Source organism: Bradyrhizobium sp. GW821-FHT13H06 (assembly GCF_058803975.1).
The window spans coordinates 32559-48185 of sequence record NZ_JBXAPN010000011.1; the positions used below are offsets into that span (position 1 = coordinate 32559).

15 protein-coding genes are annotated in these 15627 nt (G+C 64.8%); 6 read left to right on the top strand and 9 right to left on the bottom strand.

The window, feature by feature from the left end:
• Nucleotides 1-5: 5 nt before the first annotated feature.
• Nucleotides 6-755, bottom strand: coding sequence for an SDR family oxidoreductase (locus AC1RQP_RS33085; protein WP_239627810.1), 750 nt, complete (start codon nucleotides 753-755; stop codon nucleotides 6-8).
• Between the two features lie 108 nt (nucleotides 756-863).
• Entirely contained in the window at nucleotides 864-1778 is a 915-nt protein-coding gene (locus AC1RQP_RS33090) for an AraC family transcriptional regulator (RefSeq protein ID WP_492941225.1), read from the bottom strand.
• A 122-nt stretch (nucleotides 1779-1900) separates the two neighbouring features.
• Here AC1RQP_RS33090 and AC1RQP_RS33095 point away from each other — a divergent pair, with 122 nt between their 5' ends.
• Entirely contained in the window at nucleotides 1901-2803 is a 903-nt protein-coding gene (locus tag AC1RQP_RS33095) for a hypothetical protein (protein ID WP_239627807.1), read from the top strand.
• Between the two features lie 63 nt (nucleotides 2804-2866).
• Here AC1RQP_RS33095 and AC1RQP_RS33100 read toward each other — a convergent pair whose 3' ends face one another.
• The 3 genes from AC1RQP_RS33100 to AC1RQP_RS33110 form a co-directional block, all read right to left on the bottom strand.
• Nucleotides 2867-3679 carry a phytanoyl-CoA dioxygenase family protein gene (locus AC1RQP_RS33100; protein WP_492941227.1) on the bottom strand — a complete coding sequence of 271 codons (813 nt, stop codon included), beginning with the start codon at nucleotides 3677-3679 and terminating at the stop codon, nucleotides 2867-2869.
• Between the two features lie 240 nt (nucleotides 3680-3919).
• Nucleotides 3920-4312 (bottom strand): BA14K family protein, encoded by a 393-nt coding sequence (locus AC1RQP_RS33105; protein WP_239627804.1) that lies wholly within the window; start codon nucleotides 4310-4312, stop codon nucleotides 3920-3922.
• 139 nt (nucleotides 4313-4451) lie between these two features.
• The gene (locus tag AC1RQP_RS33110; RefSeq protein ID WP_492941229.1) at nucleotides 4452-4778 is read right to left on the bottom strand and encodes a hypothetical protein; all 327 of its coding nucleotides are present in this window, start codon (nucleotides 4776-4778) and stop codon (nucleotides 4452-4454) included.
• A gap of 334 nt (nucleotides 4779-5112) precedes the next feature.
• On the opposite strand from AC1RQP_RS33110, the gene AC1RQP_RS33115 reads away from it, so the two are divergent.
• On the top strand, nucleotides 5113-5778 hold the full coding sequence (locus AC1RQP_RS33115; protein WP_239627800.1) for a class I SAM-dependent methyltransferase: 666 nt from the start codon (nucleotides 5113-5115) through the stop codon (nucleotides 5776-5778).
• A 13-nt stretch (nucleotides 5779-5791) separates the two neighbouring features.
• Nucleotides 5792-6835, top strand: coding sequence for a zinc-binding dehydrogenase (locus AC1RQP_RS33120; protein WP_492941231.1), 1044 nt, complete (start codon nucleotides 5792-5794; stop codon nucleotides 6833-6835).
• Here AC1RQP_RS33120 and AC1RQP_RS33125 read toward each other — a convergent pair.
• On the bottom strand, nucleotides 6828-8057 hold the full coding sequence (locus AC1RQP_RS33125; RefSeq protein ID WP_492941489.1) for an MFS transporter: 1230 nt from the start codon (nucleotides 8055-8057) through the stop codon (nucleotides 6828-6830). The two genes, AC1RQP_RS33120 and AC1RQP_RS33125, sit on opposite strands and share 8 nt — an antisense overlap.
• A gap of 155 nt (nucleotides 8058-8212) precedes the next feature.
• On the opposite strand from AC1RQP_RS33125, the gene AC1RQP_RS33130 reads away from it, so the two are divergent.
• From AC1RQP_RS33130 to AC1RQP_RS33140, 3 genes are all read left to right on the top strand, one after another.
• A complete protein-coding gene (locus tag AC1RQP_RS33130) occupies nucleotides 8213-8842 on the top strand; it encodes a LysR family transcriptional regulator (RefSeq protein WP_492941233.1) in 630 nt (209 codons plus the stop codon).
• A 99-nt stretch (nucleotides 8843-8941) separates the two neighbouring features.
• Entirely contained in the window at nucleotides 8942-11086 is a 2145-nt protein-coding gene (locus tag AC1RQP_RS33135; RefSeq protein ID WP_492941235.1) for a GumC family protein, read from the top strand.
• A gap of 341 nt (nucleotides 11087-11427) precedes the next feature.
• Nucleotides 11428-12747, top strand: coding sequence for an aminotransferase class V-fold PLP-dependent enzyme (locus AC1RQP_RS33140; protein WP_492941237.1), 1320 nt, complete (start codon nucleotides 11428-11430; stop codon nucleotides 12745-12747).
• A 183-nt stretch (nucleotides 12748-12930) separates the two neighbouring features.
• On the opposite strand, the gene AC1RQP_RS33145 is transcribed toward AC1RQP_RS33140, so the two are convergent.
• From AC1RQP_RS33145 to AC1RQP_RS33155, 3 genes are all read right to left on the bottom strand, one after another.
• Entirely contained in the window at nucleotides 12931-14004 is a 1074-nt protein-coding gene (locus AC1RQP_RS33145) for a M48 family metallopeptidase (RefSeq protein ID WP_239627791.1), read from the bottom strand.
• A 28-nt stretch (nucleotides 14005-14032) separates the two neighbouring features.
• Nucleotides 14033-14494, bottom strand: a complete 462-nt coding sequence (locus AC1RQP_RS33150) for a DUF2846 domain-containing protein (RefSeq protein WP_492941239.1) — start codon at nucleotides 14492-14494, stop codon at nucleotides 14033-14035.
• A gap of 99 nt (nucleotides 14495-14593) precedes the next feature.
• Nucleotides 14594-15616 carry an LLM class flavin-dependent oxidoreductase gene (locus tag AC1RQP_RS33155; RefSeq protein WP_492941491.1) on the bottom strand — a complete coding sequence of 341 codons (1023 nt, stop codon included), beginning with the start codon at nucleotides 15614-15616 and terminating at the stop codon, nucleotides 14594-14596.
• Nucleotides 15617-15627 lie beyond the last annotated feature (11 nt).

Below are 15627 nucleotides of genomic sequence, written 5' to 3' on the forward strand. Positions count from 1 at the left end.
TGAGCTTACCCCTGACGGGCTTCATAGAGCGCCACCGCGTCGGCACCGCCCGGAAACTGGAGCCGGTTGGACGTGTCGTGAACGGCCGCCCAGATGGCCTCGGCGACATCGGTTTCCTTTGTCGTCATGGCAGGGTGGGCGAAGGCCTCGAAGATGGGGGCCGCGAAACCAGCATAGGCAGGCGGAATCAGATCCTCGATCCGTACGTCCGTATTCTGCGCGAAGCGGGTCGTCGGGGCATAACCCGGTTCCACCAGCCTGGCGCGGACATTGAAATAGCCAAGCTCATGCGCGAGCGAGCCGGTGAAGCCCTCGATCGCCTGCTTGCTGGCCGTATAGGCGGCCGCTAGCGGCATGGCGGCCAACGTCACGCTTGAGGTCACGTTGACGATCATGCCGGACCGGCGTTCGCGCATCTGCGGAATCACGCCCTGGCACATCGCCATAACGCCGAACGTGTTGGTGGCGAAGACCTTGCGGATATGCGCCATTGGCGTCGCCTCGAATGCGCCGACAACGCCGATGCCGGCATTATTGACCAGCACGTCGATCGGCCCGGCCGCTGCGACGGTTGCCGCGATGCTTTCGTCGCTCGTCACGTCGAGCGGCAGGAGACGCAGCCTCGGTGACGCAGGAAAAAGACTGGCGTCGGGGCGCCGCATCGTGGCGATGACATTCCAGCCCTTGTCGAGGAAATGCAGCGCCGTTTCCAGGCCGTAGCCAGAGGATGTGCCGGTAATCAGGATCGTTTGCATGGGGACCATCATTCATTTCGGATGGTCCTTGATAGGCTCGGTCTTCGAGACGATCTATAATCTATAGTCCATTCATATTGTTCAATCGTCCAGATTGATGCTTTGGTCTCAGGCGTGATCGGTGCTGCCGTTGATCCGGGCAAATTGCCCCGGCGGACAGCCGAGCCGCTTGCGAAAGGCGGTGCTGAAGGCGCTAGCGGATTCGTAGCCGATGTCGTCGGCGATCCGGTCGAGCGTCTTTGCCCCGCGCAATAGCGCGTCTTTCGCCAGCGCCATCCGCCATCGGGCGAGATATTCGATCGGGCCGCAGCTGAGCACCGCGCCAAACCGCGCGGCAAAGGCGGAACGCGATTGGCCGGCGATGCGGGCAAGGCTGGCCACCGTCCAGTCGGCGCGCACATCAGCATGCATGGCCGCAAGGACCCGTGCCAAAGCCGGATCTCGCATGCCATGCAGAAGACCGGCGCGGTCCTCATCCATCGTCGTGCCATGCGAGCGAAGGGCCTCGATAAGAAGAACTTCCAACATGCGCTGGAGGATCATGTCCTTGCCGGGCTCATTGCCACGGCATTCCTCTGCGATGAGATTGATCAGCCGGCCGAGCCGCACCGATCGCCCCTCGGGCGGCGGCACATGGATCATGCGCGGCAACAGGGCGAGCAGCAGCGGCGCATTCGCCGTCTCGATGCAAAACGTGCCGCCCAGCGCCTCGAAATCCGCTTCACCCTCCTGCTCGCCATGACGAACAGGTACATCCATCGGATCTCGCGGCGTCCCGGCCATGCCGGGATGACTGCTAAGGGTGAAGGCTGGCGTGGTGGGCAGAAGCAGGAAGGCCCCTGTCTCGAGCTTCAACGGGGGCTCACCGTCAAATGCAATCCAGCATTCACCTCTCAGAATGATCGTAAAGCCGGGGGCGTCGTGGGCGGCATAGCGCACGGCCCAAGCACCCCGACCAGAGATGGGTTTGGAAATGGCCGTGCTTGGCCGAAGCAGGGCAATCACATCGCTGAGTGGGTCCACTTGGACGATCCATAGATTGTTCGGCTTTCCTATTATCAATCGTCCAGATGACTAAGTACAGTTCTCGAACTGACGACGAAAACGTCCGGCGCGGCGCGCCAATTCGGTAGTAGGTACGTTCCATGCGCACAATCGGCCGCCTGCTCTCCTCCCTCGCCCTCTTCCTTGCCATCGCAGCCGCCCCGGTGCTTCCCGCACGCGGGGCCGAAACCTGCCCGTTCATCAGCGCGAAAGAGCTCGCCGCTGCGATGCCGGCGCTCAAATGGTCGTTGATTTCAAATCAGGACGGCCGCGGCTGCATCTACCAGGCCGGGCGCGGCGACACGATGATGCTGAGCGTGTTTCGCAATCCCGACAAGGACCGCGCCAGGGAATTGTACGCGACCTTCGTCAAGACGCTTGCCGAGCGCATGCCGCTGAACACCGTGACCGGGATCGGCGACGAAGGCCAGGGCGGCACGAGCGCCGCCGGCGCCGAGCGCCAGGAAGCCTCGGTCGTCGCTCTGGCCGGCGACTACATCCTGCAGATCAGCGTCTATCCGAGCGGGCGGCGCGCCGACGATGCGCTGCTCGGACCGATCACCGAGGCCGCACGCATTGCCATCGCCAGCGCGAGCAAAAGCAGCGAGCGGTTCGGCAATTGCGAGTGGCTCACGGCCGCCGATGCAGACGGCTTTCTCGACGCGAGCACGCTGACGGTGCAGCGCACCGGCGCTGGCAGCTGCATGATGTTCGATCGCGAGGCTAACGCCATGACCGTCGCAGTGATCGCGACCTCGCGCGACACCGCCGCCGGCATGATGAAGCGCGCGGGGCCATGCAAGCACGTGGCGATCCCTGAGCTCGGCAGCGAAGCCTTCGGCGAGCATTCCTGCACCAAGGGCAACGGCAACGCCGTCAATATCTATGTCTGGAAGAACGGCAGGCAGGCTTCGATCTTGTTCGCGCCGGTCAAGCCGCATCCGGAGTCCGGCTCGGTCGAGCGCCTGAAGGCGGTCGCAGGGCGGGTGTATGGGAAGCTGTGACGGCGTCGCGCCGATCCCCGAGTGCTTTTTGCTTTGCAGGATCAAAACGTGATCAATCCGGGCTCAGTCCCGGATGTCCTCCGCCTGCACCGCCAGCCCGCAGGCCTGCCGGATCGCGATCTGAACCGGCGAAGGTGGCAACGCGGGTTCAAATTCGCCCTTCGGCAACAGCGGAGGCTGTGCCATGAAGCGCGGCCGTTTTCCGCGATGAGGTTGCGCGGCATGAACCAGGAACGGATGGCACAGATAGACGCTGCCTGCCGCGCCGGTCGCCAGTTCAACCCCGCAATTCGCCGTCGAGGCGTAGTTCTCGGCAGAGAGCTGCCGGAGCGTCGCGCCTGCCTCGCCGTAGGGCAGCAGCTCCCGCGCGATTGCAGCGTGCGAGCCTTTCCGGATCCTCGTGGGTGCATCGTCCGGGCCAACATCCGAGAACAGGAAGAGCATCAGCAATGCGCGTCCGCTGCTCTTCACATTGGCACGCCATTCCATGAAATCCGGATCGGTGGTGCCGAAGCTCATGTCCACGTGCCAGCCATCATCACCAGGGGATTCGGCCGAGGGGAAGCGGATCGGAAAGGTCCCGAGGCCCCTGGGCGCAAGCCAGCGCCCTTCGCCCACGAGTTGATCGTAGGCTCGGTGCAGGGGCGGCGCATTCGCGGCTTCAATGAAGGGGGGCGAAGCCTTGGACCCCACCCGGACAACGGGCTGCGTCCAGTCTTCGGGGTGGTCCGGCGACAGACCAATATCCGCCCACAGCTCGTCCCTGCATTGCTTTGCAAGCTGGGTGCTGAAGGCATTCTCGATCTTGACGAAACCGTCGTTGATGAAGTTCTGGACCTGACGGGGCGTCAGGCCAACCTGTTCGGTCTTGGGCATTGCACATTCTCCGCTCGGCCACCGCATCAAGCGCAGCCGGTTTGATCTGATTGGCGCAGATGCGCCGGAACGACTTTCTGCCGTTCAGATCAGCGGGAAGAATGTGGACGTGAACATCATGATGGGAACGTATAGCGCGGCGGAGCGCGAAATCAAGACACGCCCGCCGCTTGGCGGGTGCATGCCGAGTGTCGGCAGCCTCTCGCTGCGCGATGAGGCTGCCGCAAGCTCATGCGCGCGTCACGGGCAAGGGTGGCGCAGACCGTCGCGGCCCAGATAGGTCCCCGAGCCGGGATCGTAGGAGCGAAAGCGCTGCGCACAGTAGGAGGCGGCATTGGATTGAGCCTGGCTGTTGGCGATTGCGCCGCCGATGATCGCGCCCGCTGCGAGGCCGCCGAGTACGGCTGCGCCGGTGCCGTAATGGCCGTGATGGTGCCTGGGGCCGTAACCACGCCCATGACCGTATCCATGTCCGTACCCATGTCCGTATCCATGCCGGTACTGCACCTGCTGCACGCCTGAGTCGGGACCGGGGTTGCCGATCGGCAGCGGCGCCGCGAGCACCGGCGAGGCAGCCGTTGAGAGCATCGCTCCGGCGGCCGCGAGGACGACGAAAGTTTTACGCATTGTCATGTCGCGCTCCGTGTTGTCGAGGGTACTGGAGCAACGGCTGGTTGCCCGCTCCGTTCCTTCCGCGCAAGGCGAGCGGCAGAGGGCCGCGGAAAATGAGCTCTCCCGAGGATGCAGGCGGAACAATATGGAGCTGAGCCCTTCACCGCAGGCCCCGCTCGTCGATCAGAATGCGGTGGATCTCGATGCGCTCCGGCAGCTCGATCAGGAATTCCGCGTCGCGCGCGAGATGGTGGACCTTGGTCGGCTCGCCCCTGGTGAAAGCCGTCATCGCCTCGATGTCCAGCCAATAGGAGATGGTCGTGAACCAGGTCTCCTCGGCACGGTCCTCGCGCAACTGCTGCACGCCGAGCGCGGTCTTCAACAGCGGCGGAATGCCCTCGGCCTGCAGATAGGCCTGGTAGGCGTCAGCGAGGTCGCGGCGGGTCCGGCCGCGCCAGATGCGGGCGATGGTCGGTTTGGTCGGCATGGCGGCCTCCCTTGCGGCAATGACAAATGATCTTGAGCGCGGATCGGCAATCCTTCAGCAAGAACGCGATGTTCGCATTCTGGTTGCATGCGCTTCGACGTCTTGTTCTCCAGCGGCCACACCAGGGAACCTGGTGCCGTTCGCCCGCGATGTGCCGCAGCCTCTCCTTGTTCTGCGGAGGATCGGCGCCGCTGCCGCGGCATGATTCGCCGGTCATTGATCTGAAGCAATGATGGCGCGCGGGTCAGATGCTAGGGCGAGTCGCAGTTCACGGCGCAAGGCTCCCCAGGCCAGTACAAGACAATCTCCGCGCGTGATGGAATCCGAGGGCTCGATGGGACGACTACTGAATATTGTGACGCCGCTGCATACGGCGACCAAGCGCGACTACATGGCCCGCATGAACGACGACAAGATCGCCTGCTCGCTGAAAGCGCGGGAATACGAGGCCGATTACTGGGATGGCGACCGCCGCTTCGGCTATGGCGGCTACCGCTTCATCGAGGGGCGCTGGGCGCCGGTCGCCAAGGCGCTGATCGAGGCCTATGGCCTGAAGGATGGGTCGAGCGTGCTCGATGTCGGCTGCGGCAAGGGCTTCCTGCTCTACGAGATGCAGAAGATCCTGCCCGGCTTGAAGGTGGTCGGCTTCGATATCTCCAGGCATGGTCTCGAACATGCGCACGAGCGGGTGAAACCGTACCTCTTCAACTATCGCGCCCAGGACGTCTATCCCTATGGCGACGACAGTTTCGATCTCGTCATCTCGCTCGGCACCCTGCACAATCTCAGGCTGTATGAGCTCGAGGCGGCGGTCAAGGAGATCGAGCGGGTCGGGAAGAACAAGTACATCATGGTCGAGGGTTACCGGACCGTCGCCGAACTGCACAACCTCGAATGCTGGGCGCTGACGGCGGAGTCCATCCTGCATACGTCGGAATGGATCTGGCTGTACGGCAAGCTCGGCTACACCGGCGATTACGAATTCATCTATTTCGAGTGACCGGGCGCTGCTGATGGATATCAAGACTGCCAAGGCGGCAATCCTCGTCGAATCCGGCAAGCCGCTGGTCGTCGACGAGTTCACCCTGCCTGATACGCTCGAACACGGCCAGGTGCTTGCGCATGTGCACACCTCGAGCATCTGCGGCGCGCAGATCAACGAGATCGACGCCGTCAAAGGCGTCGACAAGTTCCTGCCGCATCTGTTGGGGCACGAGGCGCTGGCAACCATCGTCGAAACCGGTCCCGGCGTCGTCTCCTGCAAGCAGGGCGACACCGTTATCATGCACTGGCGGCCGGGCAAGGGCATCCAGTCCAACACACCGGTCTATTCCTGGCGCGGCAAGCGTCTCAATGCGGGGTGGGTCACCACCTTCAATGAATATGCCGTGGTCTCGGAGAATCGCGTCACGCCCGTTCCCGCCTCGATCGATCGCACCAGCGCGCCGCTGCTCGGCTGCGCGGTCACGACCGCGCTCGGCGTCGTCAACAACGATGCGCAGATCGCCATCGGCGAAGCCGTCGTGGTGTTCGGCGTCGGCGGCGTCGGACTGAACATCGTGCAATTCGCCGCGATGGTCGGCGCCTGGCCCGTGATTGCGATCGACCGCCTCGACAACAAGCTGGCGATGGCGAAGGATTTCGGCGCCACCCACACCATCAACTCCGAGGCGGTGAAGGATGTGGCCGCCGAGGTTCGCTCCATCACGGGGGCCGACGGACCCGACAAGGTCGTCGAGACCACCGGTGTCAAGAACTTGATCGAGCTCGCCTACGAGATCACGGCCAAGAAAGGCCGCTGCATCCTCGTCGGCGTTCCCCGCGAGAAGGCCGAAATCTACACGCTGCCCCTGCACTTCGAGAAGGTGCTGAAGGGCTCGGAAGGCGGGCAATGCCAGCCCGCGCGCGATATCCCGCGCCTGGTTCGCCTGAGCGATGCCGGCAAGGTGAGCTACCGCGGCATCGTGACCCACGAGTTCGCGCTCGATGACATCAACGACGCGCTGGACCTGATGCGCAGCGGCACGTCGGGACGGATCCTGCTGAACATCAGCTGAGCGCCGCGTCCGCCGCGCACGCGCCGGCAGCATGCCGGCGCTGGCGCTCCAGCAGCCAGGCTGCGATCGCCATGTTCACGATATTCCAGGCGATGCCGTTGACCAGCGCGGAAGCGTAGGAGCCGGTCCAGTCGTAGATCGCGCCGGCCATCCAGCTTCCCAGCGCCATGCCGGCGAGAGTGACCGAGATGGCGAGGCTGACGCGAAAGCCGGCCTCCTGCGCCGGGAACAGCTCACGGATGATCGCCGCATAGCTCGGCACGATGCCACCCTGCGCCAGGCCGAAGATGGCGGAAACGACATAAAGTGAGACCAGCCCGTCGAACGGCAGATAGAGCGCGAGTGCCAGGGTCTGCATCGCCGAGCCCAGCAGCAAGGTCGGCAGGCCGCCGATGAGGTTCAACACCCAGCCGAAGATCAGCCGGCTCGCGACGCCAAAGCCGAGCATGACCGCCAGCATCTCGGCGCCGCGCGCAGGGCCGTAGCCGAGGTCGCCGCAATAGGCGACCAGGTGGACCTGCGGCATCGACATGGCGACGCAGCAGCACATCCCGGCAAGGGCGAGCAGACCCTGCGTGGCACCGGGAGACAGGCCTATGGCCTGCATCGTGTCACCGCTGCTCGCCGCTGCGGGCGTCATCTTGTGGAAGATCGGCCGCCGCAGCAGAACCAGGGAGAGCGGCAGCATCGTTGCGAGGCAGAACAGGCCGATGCCGATATGGGTCTGCCGCCAGCCGATCGCCGCGATGGCATGCTGGACGACGGGCGGCCAGACCACTCCAGCCAGGGAGCTGCCGGCCGTCGCCAGGGAAACGGCGAGGCCGCGATGCCTGTCGAACCACAGCGAGGCGTCGGCCACCAGGGGCGCGAAGCTCGCCGCGCCGCCGAGGCCGATCGTGAGGCCGCAAATGGTCGCGAAGATTGACAGGCTCGGAGCAAAGGCCGTGAGCACGTAGCCGAGGCTCATCAGGATCGTGCCGCCGGCCAGGGGCGGGAGGATGCCGAAGCGATCCGCCAACCGGCCGACGACGATGCCGCCGATCATGAAGCCGATGATGGTGAGCGTGTAGGGCAAGGTTGCCTCGGCGCGAGGCGCATCGAAATCGGCCTGCACCGCCGGCAAGGCGACGACCAGGGACCACATCCCGACGCAGCCCAATGTGCTGAGGATGATGGAGGCGGCGAGACGAATCCAGGAATAGGAATTTTCGATCGACGGCATGTCAGGCGGCACTGGGGCAGGTTTCCTCGGGCTGCTTGGAGGTTGGCCCCGGGGTATCGCCCGCCGTCAGCGGCGACAAAGCAGGATTTCTCTTTTGTCGCGCGAACGAAACTCATGCATCTTCCCGAACCTTCCTGCATCGTCCGGAGCCGGCCATGACGTATCTGCTGCCGCCACTCAATGCCCTGCGCGCCTTCGAGGCCGCGGCGCGCCATCTCAGCTTCAAGCAGGCCGCTCACGAGCTGCACGTCACGGCCGGCGCCGTCAGCCAGCAAGTCCGCCTGCTGGAGGAGCGGCTGGGCGTGCAGCTGTTCGAGAGACGGACGCGGCAGGTCATCCTGACGTCCGGCGGCGAAACCTATCTGGCGCGGGTGCGTCAGGCGTTTCGCGGCCTCGCCGAGGCCACTGCCGAACTCAAGCCCGAGGGCGTCACGAGCTTGCTGCATATCGGGCTTCACGCGAGCTTTGCCGTCGATGGGTTGCGGGCGCGCCTTTCACGGTTCCGCAGGGCCCAGCCCCAGCTCGCCGTTCGCATCAGCCAGCCGGCCGGGCTGCACGAGCTGCTCGAAGGCAAGGTCGACGTCGTGATCGCCGACCGCGTGCAGCGCCACCCAGGCTACAGGTGTGAGCCTCTGGACAGTGGCTTCCTGATCGGCCCGCTCGGCACCGCCGATTGTCCGGAGATCGAGACCCTGCGGTCCTGCCTGCTTGGCCATGTCGAGCTCGAGCCCCCGGCCACAGCCAAGCCGCCGTTGCCGCCGGCATGGCCGAGCCGCGTGCCATGACGGCTTCGCGCCGCGCGCCGTAACCGCCGGTTAACCATGGATATTTACGGTGCGGCAAGCCTCTGAGCTATGACTGTCAGTTGATTTCGAGTCCAACCCATGGCGTTCGGTAGCCGCGCATCTCCGCGAAGCATCGCCCCGACGGAGCAAGCGGCTTCGTGGGAAGCGCCGCGGGCTGCGAAGGTGAAGCCTGACGGCACCGGGCCGGCCCTGATCAAGGGATCGCTGACCGTCTCCGGTACACTCTCCTTCCTGCGCGAGAACGGCCGGCGCATTCTGACGCTGGCCGCGGCGCTGTTCGCCCTCGGCATCGTCGTCCTGGTGGTTCTTCCGGTCCGCTACGCCGCGACGGCCCTGGTGGTGCTCGATCCCCGCGAGCTGCGCGTGACCTCGGATCAGGAGGTGCTGCCGGGTATCGGCCAGGATGCCGCAGCGCTCCAGAGCCAGATCGAGATCGCGAAATCCGACGGCTTTCTCCGCCCCCTGATCGAGCAGCTCAAGATCGCGGACGACGACGATGTCGCCGGCGGTTATACCGACATGACGCGCCTGCTCGAAAGATTCCGCAACCGCCTCGAGATCACCCGCCGCGGGCTCACTTACGTCATTGCGATTTCCTTCACCTCGAACCGCCCCGAGCGGGCCGCTTACTACGCCAATGCGATCGCAGAGGCATTCGTTGCCAGCCAGGGCCGCGTTCGCACCGAGGCAACCGACGAGGCGGCCGACTGGCTCAAGGACCGGTTGAAGACGCTGAACGAGCGCCTGCGCGCGTCGGAAGATGCCGTTGCCGCCTTCCGGCTCGAGCACAACATCGTCAATGCCGGCAAGGAATCCACCACGCAGCAATTGCGCGTGACCGATCTGACCCAGCAGGTCTCCGCGGCTCGCGCGCGCACCGAGGAGGCCAAGGCACGCTACGAGCAGGTGCAGCGCGACCTCAAGGCCAATGTCGAAGGGCCGGTGAAGCAGGATCTGCTGAGCATGCTGCGCGCGCAGCGCTCGACCTTGAACGACCAGATCGCGCAGAAGAAGGCGGTGTATGGCGACCGCCATCCCGACCTCGCGATCTCCTACAGCCAGCTCGCCGACATCAACCGGCAGATCGAGATCGAGCGGAAGAAGAACATCGACACGGCAAAGTCCGAATATGAGGCCCAGCGCGAGCAGCAGAACGCGCTGGAGAAGCAGCTCAAGGCCGTCGAGACCAAGATGCTGGTCGACGGCCAGGCTCTCGTGAAGCTGCAGGAGCTGCAGCGCGACGCCGACGCCAACAGGAACATCTACGAGCAGTTCCTGTCGAGGTTCAAGACGACCAACGAGCAGCGTCAGCTGCAGGCGTCCCAGACCAAGGTCGCCTCGATCGCCATTCCGCCGGTGCGCTCGACGCGTCCGCCGCTCGCCTTGCTGCTCGCGGCGCTGGCGATCGGCTCGCTGTTGACGTCGACCGGCGCCGTTGCGGTGATGACGAGCGTGTCCGCCGACGAGCCCGGGTCCACTCAGGCGCCGGCATCTGTGGATGCGGAGGAGGCGCCCAACCGGCACGTCCAGCCACCGCCCGCCGGCGTGGCCCGGGCCGAGCCGATGCCCAGCCTTCCCGTCTGGGTCCGCATCCCCGAGCTGTCATCCGGAGCCGGGACCAGCACCGTCTGGCAAAAGCCGGTCGCCACCTCGGCCGAGCTCGATGTCGGCCCCCATCTGCGGCCGCTGCTCGAACGCATCGACCGTGTGCCGGTGCGCGGCTGCAAGGTGGCGCTGGTGTTGTCGGTCGGCAAGAGCGCCGGCGGCAACACGGTTGCGCGCTCCCTCAATCGCGCCGCCGTGAATCGGGGCATGATGAGCGTGCTGATCCGGCTCCAGCCGGAATTCGCAAGTCACCAGCCGCCGGTGACCGAATGGCACGACGGTTCGACCACGGCGGGCCTTCAATCGATCGAGGAGCTGCTGAGCGCCGGCCGCAAGCCCGATGCGCGGCCCGAGGACGACATTCGTTCGGAGTTCGACCTGATCATCGTCCACGCCGGCAATCTCGCCTTGCAGCCCGACGCCATCGCCCTGGCCGCGCATGCGGACCTGATCATCCTGGTGGCGCGCGCCGGCGAGCTCGGTTCAGCCGCGATGCGCAGGGTGGCCGCGGCGCTGTCAAAACATGCGGCGGTGCCGACCGGCGTCGTCGTCAATCATGTGCCCGCCGGTGCAGTGGCGCCTCAGCCCGAGGGTGGCGCATTGGGCCTTGCGGTTTGACGACAACGCGGTGGCGTCGATGTTGCCGTCGCTCTGATGAGCAGGATCCGCTGCACGACATCCGCAACCTGCCTTACCCGATCAGGGCCGGCGATCCCGCCGATCGGTTGGGCGCCCGCCTGCGAGCGGCCCAAAGCGGAGCCGGCCGGCATTGGCTTGGCGATCATCGCATTGTCATGCTCCGGTCATCTTAGCTGCATCGTCCGTTGCTTTTTTCCCGGCGCGCCAGAGCCTCTTCGGTTCCGATGACATCAGAACGGAGCTCTGGATTGCTGCTTGACGCGTTCTCTTGACGCGAGCCGGACGTCACGTCGCTCGAGAACGCTCTGGGGAGAGCTGACATGCAACTGATCAAGACGATTTCAGCCGACCGCCGGCTCGTCCTCAAGGGCCTCGCGGCAGCAGCCGTGGTGCCGCTTGCGGCACCGGCGATGGCGGCCGAAGGCCTTCCGGCGCAGCCGACCGGCTCCGTGGCCGCTGTCGCCACCGACAAGGCCTATTGGACGGCTGTGAAGGGGCTCTATGCCGTCACGCCTGATGTCGTCAATCTCGAGAACGGCTATTGGGGCATCATGGCCGAGCCCGTCAGGCGCGAGTTCATCCGCCAGTCCGACATGGTCAACTATCAGAACACCTATTACGCGCGGCTGCGCGCGGGTACGGATTTCGAGGCCGTACGCGCCAGGGTGGCGGAGGCGGTCGGCGCGGCACCCGAGGAAATCGCGCTCACCCGCGGCGCGACCGAAGCGCTTCAGCTCCTCATCGGCGGCTACAACAGGCTGAAGCCCGGCGACGGCGTGCTCTATGCCGATCTCGACTATGATTCGATGCAGTATGCGATGAACGCGCTGAAGGCGCGCCGCGGCGTCGATGTGGTCAAGTTCGATGTACCGGAACCCGCCACCCGCCAGGCGGTGCTCGACGCCTATGCCCGCGCCATCGAGACGAACCCGAAGACGAGACTCCTCCTCCTGACCCATGTCGGCCACCGCACCGGCTTCGTCATGCCGGTCGCCGAGATCGCCCGCATGGCGAAGGCCAAGGGCATCGACGTCATCGTCGACGCCGCCCATTCCTGGGGACAGATCGACTTCCGGGTGGGCGAGCTCGAGGCCGATTTCGTCGGGTTCAATCTGCACAAATGGATTGGCGCGCCGGTCGGCGTGGGCTTCCTCTACATCAGGAAGGACCGCCTCGCGGCCATCGATCGCGACATGGGCGACGAGGATTTTCCGGAGAGCGACATCCGCTCGCGGGTGCATACCGGCACGGTCAATTTCGCCACGGTGCTGACGGTGCCCACGGCCGTGGCGCTGCATCAGCAGATCGGCGCGGCGGCCAAGCAAGCCCGCCTGCGTTATTTGCGCGACTACTGGGTGAGCCGCGTCCGCGGATTCAAGGGCATCGAGATTCTGACGCCGGATGAAGCCGGCTCATATGGCGCGATCACGTCCTTCCGCCTCACCGGCAAGACCAGCAAGGTCGACAACGAGGTTATCGTGGCGAAGCTGAGGGACAGCCACCAGATTATGACAGTGCGCCGGGCCGGCGTCGCCAGGGGCCAGTGCATCCGTGTGACGCCCGCCCTCTACACTGACGAGGCCGACCTCGACCGCCTCGTCGAGGCGCTGGCCGTCATCACCGGCACGAAGACGGGATGAGACTGGGGCGGGTGCACCTCCCCGTTTGTCTCCGAGCGGCGGCAGGCAGTGATCCAACCAAGACAGCAACGCCAGGCTGATACAGCTCGCAGACATGAAATATCGAACGATCGGCATCAGGCGCCATCGGGCAATGAAGCAACTGGACATGCATGACGGGCCGCTCATCCACAGCCCGCACATTCATCTGCCGACGCTGACCCACTCCTGGACCTTCTTCCGCCATTCCTCATCGAATCGGAAGGTGAGTTCGTTGGCAGCGTCCGGTGAGAGAAGCTGGTCAACTGCGGACGCTTGTATCTCGCCGATGTCAGGTATGTCGGTGTATCCGAGGCTCGCCAGCCGCTGGCCAAAAGGCGGATGTGTCGAATCGGGATCGTGCTCGCGGCTCAGACTGGCAACGGCGGCGGTCATGGGTCCGGGCGCTCTTATGGCTGCGATCTGATCTAAGATTCGCGCGAACGGCGGTAATGGCGCCTTGATTGCGCCGAGCACCTCCTTCTGCAGCGGGGCGAACACGAGATCGGTCAGACGTGCTCCACAAACCTCCATCATCACGAGCGCGCGTGCCATCTCCTCGCGTCCAACTTGCTCGGCCGCTTCGAAATCGGCGGCAAGCTCGTTCTCCCGTGACAACGCGCGGTATTCCTTTTCGAGCCTTTCGAGCAGGGAATGGAGGAGGATGCGGACAATATATCCGGTAACGGTGTGCTCCGGATCGGCGTAGAAGAAAACGTTCTCCGCGGCCGCCATGAAATCCGCAAGGTTGGTGCCTCCCGAGGTGTGCCGAAGCCGGGCGTGCGCCACTTCATGAGCGACAACGGCACGAACCGCCCGCTGATCCAGGATCATCAACAATGGCAGACCAACGGTCATCGTGACATGCTGCCCGAACACTCCGGCATACCGGCTTTCTTCCGAGATCGAAGCGTTGAAATCGGTGTTGACCAGCAGAGTGCGGTTCGATCCGACAAAGCCGCGATCGAGCTCCTTCCATACCGCCCAGAGCCCCGGGGCGGTCTCCTCGTCGGCTTCGAAGCTGCGATGCTTGCGCGAAGGCAGGAACAGCAGCCCAATTGCGAGTGCCATCGCGGCCATGAAGATTGTGAACACAATCGGTGCCGTGGCCAGCGCCGCAATCGTGTACCGGTCCATGATCATCAGCCAGATGGCGAGAATCGTGCAAGCCAGCGCGACGACGGGAAGGATCGCATAGCGGCCAAGGCGCAAGATGATTTGCAGGATAAGACGTTTCATCCGCGTTTCGGCAGCGAAGCGCCTCAGATCAAGCCTTGCCACATGAGCTGTTGCTCTGATGCAAGCCGGCGACGTCGGCACGGCCCTGGCTCTCGGTGACCTGGATCAACGTGATTGCACCGGGGGTGACGATTCCCATCTGCGGTTGGGCGGAGAGGTAGGTGGTGCTGCCGGCACGCAGATCGAGGCTCACCTTCTCACTTCCTTGCCCGAACAGGTTGCTGCTCAGCGGAAGATTGTTGACTGCAACCTCGTGGCGGCCCGGAGGCAGCTCGCAGGCGACGAACCCCGCAGCCTGGCTGCCTCCAATGACGCGTCCATCGACCGCATAGCTTGGCTGGACTGCGAAACCCAGGGCGGATGAGCGATAGACCACCAGCCGTGCGGTATTTGCTTTGACGTTATCTGTCAGAGCCGCGCTGCCCATCGGCCCTGACGCACACCCCGCAAGCAAGAAAGCCGCAACGAAGATCCCCGGACGCAAGCCCATTCCAACCCCCTGATTCAGTCCAACAGTCCCCGGGGGATCCTTGGCGGGGGTGGTGCACGAAGTCAATCGCGACTTCTGGTCGTGCCGCGCCGGTCCATGTCACCGCCACCCCAACGCCGGAGCCACATGCTCCAGGATCGCCTCGATCGCATGCGTGCAATAGGCGACGCCAAGCTGGTTCGGGATCGTCAGCAGCAAGGTATCGGCTTCGGCGATGGCCTCGTCCTGGCGGAGTTGCTCGATCAGCACGTCGGGCTCCGCCGCATAACTCCGGCCGAAAATGGCCCGGGTCTGCGGGTCGATGAAGCCGATCTGGTCTTCGCCGCCGCGCTCTCCGCCGAAATAGGCGCGGTCGCGATCGTTCATCAGTGCGAAGATACTGCGGCTGACGGACACGCGCGGCTCTCGGGTGTGCCCCGCCTCTTTCCATGCCGCGCGATAGGCGCGGATCTGAGCGGCCTGCTGCACATGGAAAGCTTCGCCGGTCTCGTCGTTCTTCAGCGTCGAGCTCTGCAGGTTCATGCCGAGCTTCGCCGCCCACACCGCGGTCGCGTTCGAGCCGGCGCCCCACCAGATGCGTTCGCGCAGGCCTTGCGCATGCGGCTCCAGGCGCAATAGGCCCGGCGGATTTGGAAACATCGGCTGCGGATTGGGCTGGGCAAAACCCTCGCCGCGGAGCAGGTCGAGGAAGACCTCCGCATGGCGCCGGCCCATGTCGGCATCGCTCTGGCCCTCGGCCGGCTGATAGCCGAAATAGCGCCAGCCGTCGATCACCTGCTCCGGCGAGCCGCGGCTGATGCCGAGCTGCAGCCGGCCGCCGGCGATGAGATCGGCGCTGCCTGCGTCCTCCACCATGTAGAGCGGGTTCTCATAGCGCATGTCGATCACGGCCGTGCCGATCTCGATCCTGCTGGTCCTGGCGCCGACGGCCGCAAGCAGCGGGAAGGGCGAGGCCAGCTGCCGCGCGAAGTGGTGAACGCGGAAATAGGCGCCGTCTGCCCCTAACTGCTCGGCCGCAACGGCAAGCTCGATCGATTGCAGCAGCGTGTCGCCGGCAGAGCGGGTCTGCGATTGCGGCGAGGGCGTCCAGTGCCCGAAGGAGAGAAATCCGATCTTTTTCATGGGCGTCATTT